Source organism: Nocardioides sp. P5_C9_2 (assembly GCF_054049555.1).
Genome location: NZ_JBFUMD010000042.1, coordinates 1 through 13,242, shown reverse-complemented (window position 1 = coordinate 13,242; position 13,242 = coordinate 1). Strand labels below are relative to the sequence as shown.

At 72.7% G+C, this 13,242-nt stretch carries 14 protein-coding genes; 8 read left to right on the top strand and 6 right to left on the bottom strand.

Annotated features, from left to right (window positions below; translation table 11 throughout):
• Both ACXJKL_RS03915 and ACXJKL_RS03910 read right to left on the bottom strand, forming a co-directional pair.
• Positions 1-893, bottom strand: an 893-nt coding sequence (locus ACXJKL_RS03915; protein ID WP_457205748.1) for a hypothetical protein, incomplete at its 3' end; no start/stop codon positions are given.
• An 18-nt stretch (positions 894-911) separates the two neighbouring features.
• A complete protein-coding gene (locus ACXJKL_RS03910) occupies positions 912-1,367 on the bottom strand; it encodes a hypothetical protein (RefSeq protein ID WP_457205747.1) in 456 nt (151 codons plus the stop codon).
• Positions 1,368-1,407: 40 nt separating this feature from the next.
• On the opposite strand from ACXJKL_RS03910, the gene ACXJKL_RS03905 reads away from it, so the two are divergent.
• The 5 genes from ACXJKL_RS03905 (at position 1,408) to ACXJKL_RS03885 (ending at position 6,110) form a co-directional block, all read left to right on the top strand.
• Complete coding sequence (locus ACXJKL_RS03905) at positions 1,408-1,992, top strand: GNAT family N-acetyltransferase (RefSeq protein WP_457205746.1); 585 nt, start codon at positions 1,408-1,410, stop codon at positions 1,990-1,992.
• A 37-nt stretch (positions 1,993-2,029) separates the two neighbouring features.
• On the top strand, positions 2,030-2,443 hold the full coding sequence (locus ACXJKL_RS03900; protein ID WP_457205745.1) for a YciI family protein: 414 nt from the start codon (positions 2,030-2,032) through the stop codon (positions 2,441-2,443).
• Between the two features lie 6 nt (positions 2,444-2,449).
• Positions 2,450-3,592 carry an RNA polymerase sigma factor gene (locus ACXJKL_RS03895; protein WP_457205744.1) on the top strand — a complete coding sequence of 381 codons (1,143 nt, stop codon included), beginning with the start codon at positions 2,450-2,452 and terminating at the stop codon, positions 3,590-3,592.
• Between the two features lie 128 nt (positions 3,593-3,720).
• A complete protein-coding gene (lepA, locus tag ACXJKL_RS03890; RefSeq protein WP_457205743.1) occupies positions 3,721-5,592 on the top strand; it encodes a translation elongation factor 4 in 1,872 nt (623 codons plus the stop codon).
• Positions 5,592-6,110, top strand: coding sequence for a HutD/Ves family protein (locus tag ACXJKL_RS03885; RefSeq protein WP_457205742.1), 519 nt, complete (start codon positions 5,592-5,594; stop codon positions 6,108-6,110). Before lepA ends, ACXJKL_RS03885 begins: the two co-directional genes overlap by 1 nt.
• On the opposite strand, the gene ACXJKL_RS03880 is transcribed toward ACXJKL_RS03885, so the two are convergent.
• Positions 6,107-7,192 carry a DNA glycosylase AlkZ-like family protein gene (locus ACXJKL_RS03880; protein ID WP_457205741.1) on the bottom strand — a complete coding sequence of 362 codons (1,086 nt, stop codon included), beginning with the start codon at positions 7,190-7,192 and terminating at the stop codon, positions 6,107-6,109. The two genes, ACXJKL_RS03885 and ACXJKL_RS03880, sit on opposite strands and share 4 nt — an antisense overlap.
• Before the next feature lie 38 nt (positions 7,193-7,230).
• A complete protein-coding gene (locus ACXJKL_RS03875) occupies positions 7,231-7,806 on the bottom strand; it encodes a TIGR03086 family metal-binding protein (protein WP_457205740.1) in 576 nt (191 codons plus the stop codon).
• Positions 7,807-7,856: 50 nt separating this feature from the next.
• Here ACXJKL_RS03875 and ACXJKL_RS03870 point away from each other — a divergent pair, with 50 nt between their 5' ends.
• Together ACXJKL_RS03870 and ACXJKL_RS03865 are read left to right on the top strand one after the other, a co-directional pair.
• On the top strand, positions 7,857-8,690 hold the full coding sequence (locus ACXJKL_RS03870; RefSeq protein ID WP_457205739.1) for a helix-turn-helix domain-containing protein: 834 nt from the start codon (positions 7,857-7,859) through the stop codon (positions 8,688-8,690).
• A gap of 166 nt (positions 8,691-8,856) precedes the next feature.
• Positions 8,857-10,131 carry a hypothetical protein gene (locus ACXJKL_RS03865; protein WP_457205738.1) on the top strand — a complete coding sequence of 425 codons (1,275 nt, stop codon included), beginning with the start codon at positions 8,857-8,859 and terminating at the stop codon, positions 10,129-10,131.
• A gap of 38 nt (positions 10,132-10,169) precedes the next feature.
• Here ACXJKL_RS03865 and ACXJKL_RS03860 read toward each other — a convergent pair whose 3' ends face one another.
• On the bottom strand, positions 10,170-11,003 hold the full coding sequence (locus ACXJKL_RS03860) for an NAD(P)/FAD-dependent oxidoreductase (RefSeq protein ID WP_457205737.1): 834 nt from the start codon (positions 11,001-11,003) through the stop codon (positions 10,170-10,172).
• 53 nt (positions 11,004-11,056) lie between these two features.
• Here ACXJKL_RS03860 and ACXJKL_RS03855 point away from each other — a divergent pair, with 53 nt between their 5' ends.
• The gene (locus tag ACXJKL_RS03855) at positions 11,057-11,464 is read left to right on the top strand and encodes a MerR family transcriptional regulator (protein WP_457205736.1); all 408 of its coding nucleotides are present in this window, start codon (positions 11,057-11,059) and stop codon (positions 11,462-11,464) included.
• Between the two features lie 37 nt (positions 11,465-11,501).
• On the opposite strand, the gene argS is transcribed toward ACXJKL_RS03855, so the two are convergent.
• Positions 11,502-13,226: an arginine--tRNA ligase gene (argS, locus tag ACXJKL_RS03850; protein WP_457205735.1), complete on the bottom strand. Its 1,725-nt coding sequence runs from the start codon at positions 13,224-13,226 to the stop codon at positions 11,502-11,504.
• Positions 13,227-13,242 lie beyond the last annotated feature (16 nt).

The following is a 13,242-nucleotide window of genomic DNA, read 5'->3' as shown; positions in this document are numbered from 1 at the left end:
TGCCAGCGCTGGTGCTCGCGCAGGTACGGCGACGTGGGCGGGACCGGCTGGTCGCAGGCGGACAGGAAGTAGCCGGTGACCAGGGCGAGCACGATGTCGACCGACTCCGCCGGGACGTCGCGCAGCAGCGGACGCGACGCCAGCACCGCCTCGACGTCGAGCCCGTCCCCGCGGGGGCCGATGAGCGTGAAGAGCGAGTCGAGCCACGGTGCGCCGGTGACCGGCCAGTTCCAGTCGACCAGCCACGCCTTCCCCGCGCCGTCCAGGAGCACGTTGTCGGCGCGGACGTCGGTGTGGACCAGGGTGTCGCCGTCGCAGACCTCGGCGTACCGGCGGGCGAGCGCCTCGGCGTCGTCCAGGTGGGGCAGGTCGTGCGCCGAGCGGACGTGCGCCCACCCGTCGAGGAACGACGCGAACTCGCTCACGAAGGTGTCCAGCCGCATCGGCGCGGGGGTCAGCTCGTCCGCCACCACCTCCAACGCGTCGAGGGTGGCCTCGAGGTCCGCCGGTCGCCACGGCCGCCCCGGGGGGAGGGCCTCGACGTGCTCGATGCCCAGCACCACCCAGTCGTCGTCCAGCATCCACAGCAGCCGCGGCGCCGGGACGGAGGCGGGGAGGGCGCCGAGCTTGCGGYCCTCCTCGCGGTAGGAGTCGGCGAAGAGCCGCTGCGCCTTGACCGAGGCAGCCTTCACGAAGTGCCGGGACCCGTCCTCACACACCAGCACCGAGGCGAAGCCAGGAGTGAAGCCCGACGTCTGCGAGACCGCCTCGACCACCGGGGACCCGCAGCGACGCTCGACGTACGCGCGCAGGTGCGGGGGCAGGAAGGCCCAATCGAGGCGTCTCGAGGTCGCTCCGGGGGGAGCGGGGTAGGCGCCGGGGCTGCGAGTCATGGGCGACATCCTCCCTGCTCAGATGTCGTCGAGGATGGCGGCCCGTCGTGAGGCGTGCTCGTCCTCGGTGACGAGGCCCTCGCTGCGCAGCCGGTCCAGCTCCCGCAGCCGGGTGGCGGTGTCGCGGACGACGGGCCCCGTGGAGGCGGACCCGCGCATCGACGACGCGAGGTAGGTCGCCGTCAGGCCGTCCTCGGAGGCCAGCGCCATCCGGACGGCGGTGCCCTCGTCCAGTCCGGCGCTGCGTGCCATCGACCTGGCGGTACGGATCCGCCACAGGGTGCCGGCCACACCCAGGACCAGGATCAGCCCGAAGGCGATGCCGAACAGCTCGAACGGGCTCCACGACAGAGGGCTGGACGACTCCGGCGTCCAGCTGCCGTCCGGCTGCTGGGTGCACGTCACCGGCTGTCCGCCGTCGTCGAGGCGGAAGCACTCGTCCGGGGGCATCCCGCCCTCCTCGGTGCGTGTCATGGCGGGACAGTAGCCCGGTACGCAGGGTTTGATGGTCGACATGCCCGACCTCGTCGCCCCCACGACCGCCGTACGCGCGTCCTTCCTCGCGGCCGTCGAGGAGCTGGTCGCCGAGGGGCGCACGGGCGAGGGCTCGATGCTCAAGCGCTGGATGGATCTCTTCTCCGACCGCTGGCACGCCGAGGAGGGGTTCGCCGAGTTCGTGGCCTACCTGCACGCCGACGCCCGGCCGGCGTCCGAGCGCCCGACGGGCCACGTCCCGCAGAGCACGTGGTGGCTCGTCGACGACGACACGTACCTCGGCCGCATCTCGGTGCGCCACGAGCTCACCGACTGGCTGCGCGAGTACGGCGGCCACATCGGCTACGAGGTGCGTCCCTCCGCGCGACGGCGCGGGCACGCGACGGAGATGCTGCGGTCCGTGCTGCCGCACGCCCACGCCCTCGGGATCGAGTCCGCGCTCCTCACGTGCGACGAGGACAACCTGGCCTCGGCCAAGGTGATCGAGGCGGCCGGCGGGGTGCTGGAGGGCCGGCGGGGGATCAAGCTCCGGTACTGGGTGCCCACCGCGGAGATGTCCACGACGGATGTCGAGAACGGCTCCTCGGCTCCGTTCCCATCGTGACGGGCCCGACCGGGGCCCCCGCGCAAGGAGGAGACAGATGCCCAGGTACTTGTTGCTGAAGCACTACCGCGGTGGCCCCGAGCACCACCACCCCGTCATCGCGATGGACCAGTGGACCCCGGAGGCGGTGGACGCGCACATGCGCTTCCTCGGCGAGTGCAGCCGCATGCTCGAGGAGAGCGGCGAGCTCGTCGACGGCCAGGCCCTGCACCAGGACCGGGTCTACGTCCAGTACGGCGGGGAGGGGGCGGCGCCGGTGACCACGGACGGCCCCTACCCGGAGACCAGCGACCTCGCCGCCGGCTGGTACATGGTCGACGTCGAGTCCCGCGAGCGCGCGCTCGAGATCGCGGCATTCGTCTCGTCCGGCCCCGACCAGGACGGCAACCCGTTCCGCGAGTGGATCGAGGTCCGGCAGGTCATGGACGGCAGCGACCCGGGCGAGGCCTGACCTCGGGTGGACGACGACCTGCTCAGGGCGCTGGTGCCGCAGGTGATCGGCGTCCTCGTCCGTCGCGGGAACGACTTCGCGACGGCCGAGGACGCCGTCCAGGACGCGCTCGTCGAGGCGGTCCGGACGTGGCCGCACGCACCACCGGCCAACCCGCGGGCGTGGCTGGTCACCGTCGCCCAGCGTCGGCTGGTGGACGCCCGACGCAGCGAGTCCGCGCGCCGGCGGCGCGAGGAGACGTTGGGCGACGAGCCGGAGGCGGGTCCCGTGGAGCAGGCCGACGACACGCTGCTCCTGCTGACCCTGTGCTGCCACCCGTCGCTGTCGGCCCCCTCGGCGGTGGCGCTGACCCTCCGCGCCGTCGGCGGCCTCACCACGGCCCAGGTCGCCGATGCCTTCCTGGTGCCCGGGGCGACGATGGCGCAGCGGATCAGCCGGGCCAAGGCCACGATCCGCGACGTCCCGCTCGACCGGCCGGGTGACCTGGCCGCGGTGCTGCGGGTGCTCTACCTCGTCTTCCACACCGGACACCGCGGGCAGGTCGACCTGGCCGCGGAGGCGATCCGGCTCACCCGCCAGCTCACCCTGGCCAGTCCGGAGCCCGAGGTCCGGGGGCTCCTGGCGCTGATGCTGCTGCACCACGCCCGCGACGGCGCCCGCTGGCGGGAGGGCAGGTTGGTGTCGCTGGACCGGCAGGACCGGGCCAGGTGGGACACCGCGGAGGTCGCGGCCGGTGTCCGGCTCCTCCAGCAGGCCCTGGCCGAGGGCCGGCCGGGGGAGTACCAGATGCAGGCGGCCATCGCCGCGCTGCACGACGACGCCGCGTCGTGGGAGGAGACAGACTGGCCCCAGGTGCTCGGCTGGTACGACGACCTGGTGGCGCTCGCGGGCAACCCCATCGCCCGGCTCGGCCGGCTCGTGGCCGTGGGTCACGTCGAGGGGGCGGCCGTGGCGCTCACCGGCCACGCCGCGCTCGAGGACGAGGTCGGCTCGACGACGCAGTTCCACGCCGTGCGCGGCTACCTGCTGGAGCTGGCCGGGGAACGCGACGCGGCGGCGGCGGCGTACGCGCGCGCGGCCGACCTGACGACCAGCGCCCCCGAGCGCGACCACCTCACCCGCAGCGCAGCGGCTCTGCGCTCGAGGTAGGCGCTCGAGGTAGGCGCTCGAGGTAGGCGGTCACAGGTCGGCGGTCGTAGGTTCGTGGCCGCCGGGGCCGTCGTGGAAGAATGCCCGGACCGTCGTACCCGCTCACGTAGTCGTGCAGAAAGTCGCCCGTGTCTCTCAAGAACGCCCCGCAGCCGGGCCAGACCGACCCGGCGATCATCCGCAACTTCTGCATCATCGCCCACATCGACCACGGCAAGTCGACCCTCGCCGACCGGATGCTGCAGCTCACCGGCGTCGTGGACGAGCGTGCCGCCCGCGCGCAGTACCTCGACCGGATGGACATCGAGCGCGAGCGCGGCATCACCATCAAGAGCCAGGCCGTCCGGATGCCCTGGACCGTGCCGGCCGACAACGACGAGGGCGCCGAGCCCGGCACCTACGTCCTCAACATGATCGACACCCCCGGCCACGTGGACTTCACCTATGAGGTGTCCCGCTCCCTCGAGGCGTGCGAGGCCGCGGTCCTGCTGGTCGACGCCGCCCAGGGCATCGAGGCCCAGACGCTGGCCAACCTGTACCTCGCCATGGGCGCGGACCTGCACATCATCCCGGTGCTCAACAAGATCGACCTGCCCGGCGCGATGGTCGACAAGTACGCCGCGGAGCTGGCCGGCCTGGTCGGCTGCGAGCCCGAGGACGTGCTGCGGGTCAGCGCCAAGACCGGCGTCGGCGTCGCCGGCCTGCTCAACGAGATCGTCCTGCAGACCCCGGCCCCCGTCGGCGACGCCGACGCACCCCCGCGGRCCCTCATCTTCGACTCGGTCTACGACACCTACCGCGGCGTGGTCACCTACGTCCGGGTCATCGACGGCAAGCTCACCCACCGCGACCGGATCAAGATGATGTCGACCGGCGCGGTGCACGAGATGCTCGAGGTGGGGGTCATCAGCCCCGAGCCCGTCAAGGCCGGCGACCTCGGGGTCGGCGAGGTCGGCTACCTGATCACCGGCGTGAAGGACGTGCGCCAGTCGCGGGTCGGGGACACGGTCACCAGCCAGCACCACGGCGCCACCGAGGCGCTGGGCGGCTACAAGCACCCCAACCCGATGGTCTACTCGGGCCTCTACCCGATCGACGGCGACGACYACCCGACGCTCCGCGACGCGCTCGAGCGGCTCCAGCTCAACGACGCCGCGCTGACCTTCGAGCCCGAGACCTCGGGCGCGCTCGGGTTCGGCTTCCGCATCGGCTTCCTGGGCCTGCTGCACATGGAGATCACCCGTGACCGCCTGGAGCGGGAGTTCAACCTCGACCTCATCTCGACCGCACCCAACGTGGTCTACGAGGTGCTGATGGAGGACGGGTCCGAGATGGTGGTGACCAACCCCAGCGAGTACCCCGAGGGCAAGATCGACGAGGTCCGCGAGCCGGTCGTCAAGGCCACGATCCTCAGCCCCAGCGACTACATCGGCACGATCATGGAGCTGTGCCAGACCAAGCGCGGCAACCTCCAGGGCATGGACTACCTGTCCGAGGACCGCGTCGAGATGCGCTACACGCTGCCGATGGGCGAGATCGTCTTCGACTTCTTCGACCAGCTGAAGTCGCGGACCAAGGGCTACGCCTCCCTCGACTACGAGCGTTCCGGCGAGCAGGCCGCCGACCTGGTCAAGGTCGACGTCCTCCTCCAGGGCGAGCCCGTCGACGCATTCTCCGCGATCGTGCACCGCGACGCGGCGTACGGCTACGGCGTGATGATGGCCGGCAAGCTCAAGGACCTCATCCCGCGCCAGCAGTTCGAGGTGCCGATCCAGGCCGCCATCGGAGCGCGCGTCATCGCCCGCGAGAACATCCGGGCGATCCGCAAGGACGTGCTCGCCAAGTGCTACGGCGGTGACATCACCCGCAAGCGCAAGCTGCTGGAGAAGCAGAAGGCGGGCAAGAAGCGGATGAAGAACATCGGCACCGTCGAGGTGCCGCCGGAGGCCTTCGTGGCTGCGCTCTCCACCACGCAGCCGTCGGAGAAGCCGAAGAAGTAGTGACGAGGGTCGTCCGCTCCGCCGACGTCGCACCGCAGCCGTGGCCGAACGGCGGCGGTACGACGCGCGAGCTGTTGCGCGCCGCCGACGGGGCGTGGCGGGTGAGCCTGGCCGACGTCGACGCCGACGGTCCGTTCTCGACCTTCGCCGACCGGCGCCGGCTGCTCACCGTCGTCGACGGCCCGGTGCTGCGCCTGGTCGTGGACGGCGTCGAGACCCTCGTCGAGCCGCGTCGTCCGTTCGCCTTCGACGGCGACGCGGTCGTGACCGCGTCGGTGCCCGAGGGGCCGGTCCGGGTGCTCAACGTGGTCGCCGAGCCGGCCGTCGAGGCCTTCGTGACCGTCCTCGAGCTGGGCCGCTCCTCGGCCCTCCCGCTGGCCGACGACCAGGTGGCGCTCGTCCTCCAGGGCCGCGCACAGGCCRGCGACGGYGAGGCCGCGCCGTACGACCTGCTCGTGGGGCCGGGCGACGTGTCCGGCCGCTGCACGCTGGCCGTCGTCACCCTGCAGCGACGCTAGGCCTGCTCGCGGGTCAGCGTGACCGCGGTGACCGTGATCGCCAGGGCCGCCTCCAGCGCGGCGACGGGGGCGTCGAGCTCGGCCTTGCGGGGCCTGCGGGTGCCGGCGAACCACACGACCGCGAGTGGTCGGCTCCGGGCCGTGCCGGTCACGCGCCAGTGACCGGTGATCCGCCCGTCGACGAGCAGCGGTGGCAGCACCATGCCGTTGCCCTGGTTCCAGAGCCGGCGCAGGTGGGTGGGATCCGCGAACCGCTCCCGGGCCGACGTGTCGTAGCCGCACATCAGGGCGTCGAACTCCGGCAGGAACCGCACGCCCGGGACGGTGCGGGGCGCCGGGGCGTCCGGCAGGTCGACGTACGTGCGGCCGTCCGGGCCGGACTCACCGACGAGGTCGAGGTCGTCGAGGAGGTCGTCGACCACGCGGAGTCCGAGTCCCGACCACCACGCGAGGTCGTGGCGCGAGGCCGGGCCGTGGCAGCGCAGGTGGAGGAGGAGCGCGTCGGCGAGCCCGGCCGGCACGAGCGGCGGGAGCGTCCGGTAGACGGGTGCGCCCTGCCCGGCCCAGTCCCCGTTGACCGGGCGGCGCACCAGGCCGCCGTGGCCGAAGGCGAGGTAGCGGCCTCCCGGCCCTCCGGTGGCCTCGTCGCGTCCCTCCTGCGCGAGCAGCCGGTCGTGGAGATGCGCCTGCAGCTCGTCGACGGTGCGCCACTCGGTGGCGAAGTCCTCGATGCTCGCCCACAGCTCCTCGAGGGTGCTCCGCTCGAGCCTGAGGAGACGCTGCCACAGGGTGCGCTGGCCGACCCGGGTCGCCGCACCCAGGGCGGCGTACTGCTCGGGGGTGGCGGTGTGGACGGTGCCGCGCACGGTGCTGCCGCGGACGACCGTCCCGGCCTCGTACGCCGCGGTGAGGGCGTCGCGGGTCAGGCCGGGGAAGCGGGCCGCGAGGCCCAGGAACGGAGAGCGCGCCGTCTGGGACTGGATCGGACCGACCCGCTCGAGCATCGAGGCGACGTCGGTCGTCGGCTCCGGGAACTGGCGGGCCGACGCGCGCCCGGCCAGGTCCTCCCAGGTGTACGCCACGAGGCCACGCTAGGGCTCGAGGCGGACGGAGGCTGTCCTCAGGTGGCGGGCGTCCAGCGCGGGTCGCGGCCGAGCCGGGCCAGGAGCCGGTCGGTCGGAGAGGCGTCGTCGGGGACCGGCACGGCGGGGGCACACACGCCCTCGGAGTGGAGCGCGTCGCCCCAGCCGTCGGCGGTGGCGTGCAGTGCGGCGGCCTCGGCCTCGCTGACCGACCAGTCCTGGCCCGTGGCCCGGGCGATGTCGGAGCCGTGCACGACCAGGTCCCAGCCGTAGAAGTCGGCCATCGTCGCGGCGATCGTGGTGCGGCCGAAGTAGCCGTCGTACTCCTGCTCGGCCACGCCGTCCTGCGCGAGGATCCGGGCCACTGCGGCCGTGTGGGCGTGCCAGGCCGCGACGGGGTCGGTCGCGTCCGGCGCCGCGCCGACGTCGAAGCCCTGTCGGGTGAGGAAGTCGCGCTCCGTCTCGACCACGTGGGCCGCGACGTCGCGCACCGACCACCCGTCACAGGGGGTGGGGGCGTCCCACCGGCCGTCGACGGCGTCGAGGATGGTGCCGAACCGCTCGGTGCGGTCGATGAAGGCCTGTGCTGTCGGGTGCTGTGCTGTCTCGGTCATGGCTCCACGCTCCCACCCCGATGTCCCCGGCTCTTGTGATAATCCGACACATGCCGAGCACCGGGAGCCCACGACCCGTCGACCCGGTCGACCGCGCCCACCTGACCGGCGTCACGCGGCCTTCGCCGCCCATCCACCGCTACGCCGCGTCGCCGCACCTCACCGACCTCGTCGAGCGGTACTGGATCCCGGTGTGGTCGCTGCCGGAGCCGTCGACGCAGAGCACGCTTCAACATCCCGTCTGCCTGGTCGTCGTCAGCGACACCTACGCCCGGCTRTACGGCGTGGTGCGTGGTCGGTCGAGCGTCACCCTGGAGGGCGACGGCTGGGCGGTCGGGACGATGTTCACCCCCGCCGCGGGGCGACTCGTGCTGGGCCGCTCCGTGGCGACGATCACCGACAGCCACCTGGACCTGGACGAGGTCGGCTCGCTCGACGCCGGTCCGCTGGTGGCGGAGGTCCGCGCCGCGATGACCGCCGCCCCCCACGACCCCCGCTCGCACGCCGCCGCCATCGCCGGGATCGAGCAGCGGCTGGCGGCGTACCTCCCCGTCGACGAGCAGGGCCTGCTCATCAACGAGGTGGTGGGCTGGCTCCGCGACCACCCGGACGTGACGCGGGTGGCCGAGCTGGCCGAGCACGTGGGGCTCACCGAACGGAGCCTGCAGAGACTGGTCGAGCAGCGGGTCGGGATGAGCCCCAAGTGGCTCATCCAGCGGCGTCGCCTGCACGACGCCGTCGAAGGGCTCAAGGCGGGCGGGTCGTCCCTGGCCGACATGGCCGCGCGACTCGGGTACGCCGACCAGGCCCACTTCACCCACGACTTCCGGACCGTCACCGGGATGACGCCGGGGGAGTACCTCGGCGACCAGCCGCGGCCGTGACGACGGTGGACCCCGACGGGGCGGCACTACTAGCCCAGATCGGGTAAAGCCGGGTCTGTACCAGGCCCCGGCGCGGTCGCGGTCRCACGATGGCGCGAGTTCGCCGAACAGTCCGGGCGGTGTAGATCGTGGTCGGGACGACCGCGGAGGAACGGGTGAGGACCTCATGATCCGAAGCATCATCGCGGCGTGCGTCGCCGTCGGCTGCGTCGGCCTCGGGGCGCCGGCAGGAGGGTCGCCGGTGCCGGTGGTCGGGGTGGTCTCGGAGGACCCGGGTGACTTTACGCCCCGGATCACCGTGGGCAACGCTCCGTTCGCCGCCGTGCCCCTCGGTGCGCAGATGTACGTCGGCGGAGCCTTCACCCAGGTGAAGAACGCCGACCGCTCCCTGACGTTCGCCCGCAAGAACCTCTACGGGTTCAACATGACGGACGGCGCGGTCACCCCGCTCAGCATCACCGTGGACGGCGACATCCTCGCGCTCGCGACCGATGGCAGGGCGCTCTACGTCGGAGGCAAGTTCTCGACCGTGAACGGCGTCGCCAGGCGTGGGCTGATCAAGCTCGACCCGGCCACGGGAGCCGTCGACACGGCCTTCAACGCCCGGCTCAACGGAGCGGTCTCGGACCTGGAGGTGGCCAGCGGCCGGCTGATCGTGGCCGGCAAGTTCACCAAGCGCCTGACCGCGCTGAACCTCGCGACCGGAGCGGACCCCAACTACATCAACCTGTCCATCGCGGGCACCACGTCGGACACGGCCGGGGCCACCGACGTGCGGCGCTTCGGGGTCTCGCCCGACAAGTCGAAGCTCGTGGCGGTGGGCAACTTCACCGCCGTCAACGGTCAGACGCGCTGGCGGGCCTTCATGGTCGACCTCGGGTCCGCGTCGGCCTCGCTCGCCCCGTGGTACTACACCTACCTCAACCGGCCCTGCAACGCCTCGGGCCCCCGGCCGGCCTACCTGCGGGACGTGGACTTCTCCCCCGACGGGGGCGGCTTCTTCATCGTCTCCACCGGCGGTGGGGCGCGGACGGCCGAGCGGGGACTGACCCTGTGCGACGCGGTGGCGAGGTTCAACACCGCCACGACGAGTCCCACCCGACCTGCCTGGATCACCTACGCCAACGCCGACACCCTGCTGAGCACGGTCGCCACCGCCTCCGCGGTCTACGTCCAGGGCCACCAGAAGTCGCTCGGATCCGCCACCCACGAAGGGATCGGGGCGCTCAACCCGGCCACGGGGGCGGTCCTGTCCTGGGATCCCTGGAAGCAGCGCGGGTTCGGCGGACAGGTCCTCGTGGTCACCGGCCCCGAGTCACCGCGCGCCGGGTTGTGGGTCGGCTCGGACACGACGCAGATCGGGGGCGGCACGGCGCCGGGCGGCGGTCCGGCCGGCACCCCGGAGGTGCACGAGCGCTGGGCCTTCCTGCCCGCCGGCTGAGGGGACGCTGCAAGCGCCCGACCGACGCGCTCGCCCCGTCACTGCGCGGGGAGCACCATGTCGCGCAGGACCGACGCCCCCGCCACCTGCCCCGCCGCGGCCGCGCCCAGCACGGACACCATCGGCATCGGCAGGTCGGCGACATGTGCCAGGTCGCCGGCGGCGTACACGCCCGGGACGCTGGTCTGGCCGAGCACGGTGACGGCGACGCAGCCGCTCTCGCGCATCTCCAGCCCGAGCTGCGCGGCGAAGGGCGCCGCCTGCTCCCAGGCCGGGTGGGCGAAGAGCCCGTCCACGACCACCGACGTGGTCCCGGACGACACGCGGAGCCCCGCGGGCGTCATCTCCACACCCGTCACCGGCGGGACCACCTGGATCGAGCCGGCGATGGGCGTCAGCATCGGGACCAGGTGGCCGGCCGCGGGGGAGTCCTGGACGGCGACCCGCAGACCGTGCATCTCGTGGCCGTGGCAGAAGGGGCAGGCGTAGACCGTGCGGCCCCACTGCTCGGCGAAGCCGGGGACGTCGGGCATCACGTCCCGCAGCCCGGTGGCCAGGACCACGGTGCGCGACGCGACGACCGAGCCGTCGGCCACGGTGGTCTCGAAGGTGCCGTCGTCCCGACGGGTCACCGAGGAGGCGGCGAGGTCCCGCACCTCCACGTCGGCGTACGCGTCGAGCTCACCGCGGACGATCGCCCGGAACTCCGCCGGGTCCCGGCCGTCGTTGGTGACGATGTTGTGCATGGCGTCGACGRGGCCGTTGCGGTAGGCGCCGGAGTCGAGCAGCAGGGTGGGCCGGTGCATCCGGCCGAGGGTCAGGGCTGCCTGGAGGCCCGCCGGGCCACCACCGATCACGAGTGCGTCGTACATGTCTTCCTCCAGCTGGCTTGTCAGGTGACACCAGCCTGTGACTTCATGTCGGGGTGAAGTCAAGCCCTGTGCGCACCTGGTCCGTCGGCGAGGTCGCCGAGCGCTTCGGACTGCCCGCCAACGTGCTGCGGCACTGGGAGTCGGTGGGGCTGCTCGCGCCGGCGCGTGACGGCGCCGACCGGCGCCGCTACGTGCGCGACGACGTCGCCCGGGTGGCGGCGATCCAGCGCAACAAGGACGCCGGGATGACCCTCGACCAGATCGCCGTGCTGCTCGACGCCGGGGCGCCGGAGCGGCACGCCGTGCTCCGGGGGCACCTGGAGGACCTCGACCGACGGATGGAGCAGATGCGGATCTCGCGCGAGATGACCGAGCACGCCTACCGCTGCCAGGCCCACGACATCTCCGCCTGCCCGCGCTTCCAGGCGCACGTCGCCGACCTGCTGGCGGCCTTCGACTGATCTTGGAATCACCGGATGCCCGGTGATCCCGGGCCGGTCACATCTGGGGAGGCGTCTCGATCCCGAGCAGGTCGAGCCCCTGGGACAGCACGGCCAGCGTGAGCGCCGCCAGCGACAACCGCGACTCGCGCAGCTGTGGCGTCGCGGCCTTCAGCACCGGGCAGTGCTCGTAGAACGCCGAGAAGTCCTGGGCCAGGTCGAAGAGGTGGCCGCACAGCCGGTGCGGCTCCAGGGTGTCACCGACCTCGGCGACCACGGTCCCGAAGGACAGCAGCCGTAGGGCCAGCGCCCGCTCCGCCGGCTCGCCGAGCGTGATCGGGGCGGCGTACGACGGCGCCACGCCCGCCGAGCGGAAGATCGAGTGGATCCGTGCCGTGGCGTACTGCAGGTAGGGGCCGGTGTTGCCGACGAAGGCGAGCATCCGGTCGAGGTCGAAGACGTACTCCGAGTCGTGGGCGACCGACAGGTCGGCGTACTTCACCGCGCCGATCCCGACCTGCGGGGCGATGGCGGCGCGCACCTCCTCGGGGAGCTCGGGCCGGCTCGCGTCCACCTCGCGGCGGGCGTTGGCCTGCGCCTCCTCGAGCAGCGCCATCAGCCGCAGCGGCGCCCCGGAGCGGGTCCGGAGAATCTTGCGGTCCTCGCCGAGCACGTTGCCGATGCGCACGTGCACGACCTCGACGCGGTCGGGCAGCCACCCGGCGAGCCGGGCGGTCTCCCAGACCATCTCCAGGTGGAGCGCCTGCGGGGCGCCGATCACGTAGAGGCAGCGGTCGGCCCCCAGTCGCTCGACCCGGTGCCGGATGGTGGCGAGGTCGGTGGTGGCGTAGCCGTAGCCGCCGTCGGACTTGCGGATGATGAGCGGCTGCGGCTTGCCCTCGCGACCGGTGTAGCCGTCGAGGAAGACGCACAGCGCGCCGTCGCTCATCGTGGCCAGGCCGGCGGCCTCGAGCTCGTCGCAGATCCCCGCCAGGTCGTCGTTGTACGTCGACTCGCCGGCCAGGTCGGTGTCGGTGAGGGTGACCCCGAGGGTCGAGTAGATCCGGTTGAAGTAGTGGCGGGACAGCTCGACGAGCTCCGTCCACAGCCGCAGGGTCTCCTCGTCGCCGGCCTGCAGGGCGACCACGCGGGCGCGGGCCCGCGTCGCGAACGCCTCGTCGCCGTCGAACTGGGCCCGTGCGGCCTGGTAGAAGGCGTTGGGATCGCTCTCCAGGAGCAGTGCCTCCTCGGAACCCTCACCGACCGAGAGCAGGTGCTCGATGAGCATGCCGAACGGCGTGCCCCAGTCGCCGATGTGGTTCTGCCGCACGACCCGGTGGCCGAGGTGCTCGAGCGTGCGGGCCAGGGCGTCGCCGACGACCGTGGTCCGCAGGTGCCCGACGTGCATCTCCTTGGCCACGTTGGGGGCGCTGTAGTCGATCGGGACGACCTGCGCCTGCTGGGTCGGCACGCCGAGGCGCGGGTCCGCGGCCAGCTCGGCGAGCAGGGAGGTGACCCACGTGTCGTCGTAGGTGAGGTTGAGGAAGCCGGGTCCGCTGATCTCCACCCCGGCGGGCAGGTCGCCCAGCTCGGCGACCACCCGGGCGGCCACCTCGCGCGGGTTGGTCCCGACCCGCTTGGCGAGCGCGAGGGCCGCGTTGGCCTGCACGTCGGCGTACTGGCTGGGCCGCAGGACCGGGTCGGTCCCCTCGAACTCAGGTCCCAGGGCGCGCGCGATGGCGGCGGAGAGGGCGGGGGTGAGGACGTCGCGCGGGTCGGCCATGCGCCAACCCTAGGGT

Coding starts and splice junctions, on each gene's coding strand:
- ACXJKL_RS03910 (WP_457205747.1), bottom strand. CDS start 1,367: ATGACACGCACCGAGGAGGGCGGGATGCCCCCGGACGAGTGCTTCCGC.
- ACXJKL_RS03905 (WP_457205746.1), top strand. CDS start 1,408: ATGCCCGACCTCGTCGCCCCCACGACCGCCGTACGCGCGTCCTTCCTC.
- ACXJKL_RS03900 (WP_457205745.1), top strand. CDS start 2,030: ATGCCCAGGTACTTGTTGCTGAAGCACTACCGCGGTGGCCCCGAGCAC.
- ACXJKL_RS03875 (WP_457205740.1), bottom strand. CDS start 7,806: ATGACCGAGACAGCACAGCACCCGACAGCACAGGCCTTCATCGACCGC.
- ACXJKL_RS03865 (WP_457205738.1), top strand. CDS start 8,857: ATGATCCGAAGCATCATCGCGGCGTGCGTCGCCGTCGGCTGCGTCGGC.
- argS (WP_457205735.1), bottom strand. CDS start 13,226: ATGGCCGACCCGCGCGACGTCCTCACCCCCGCCCTCTCCGCCGCCATC.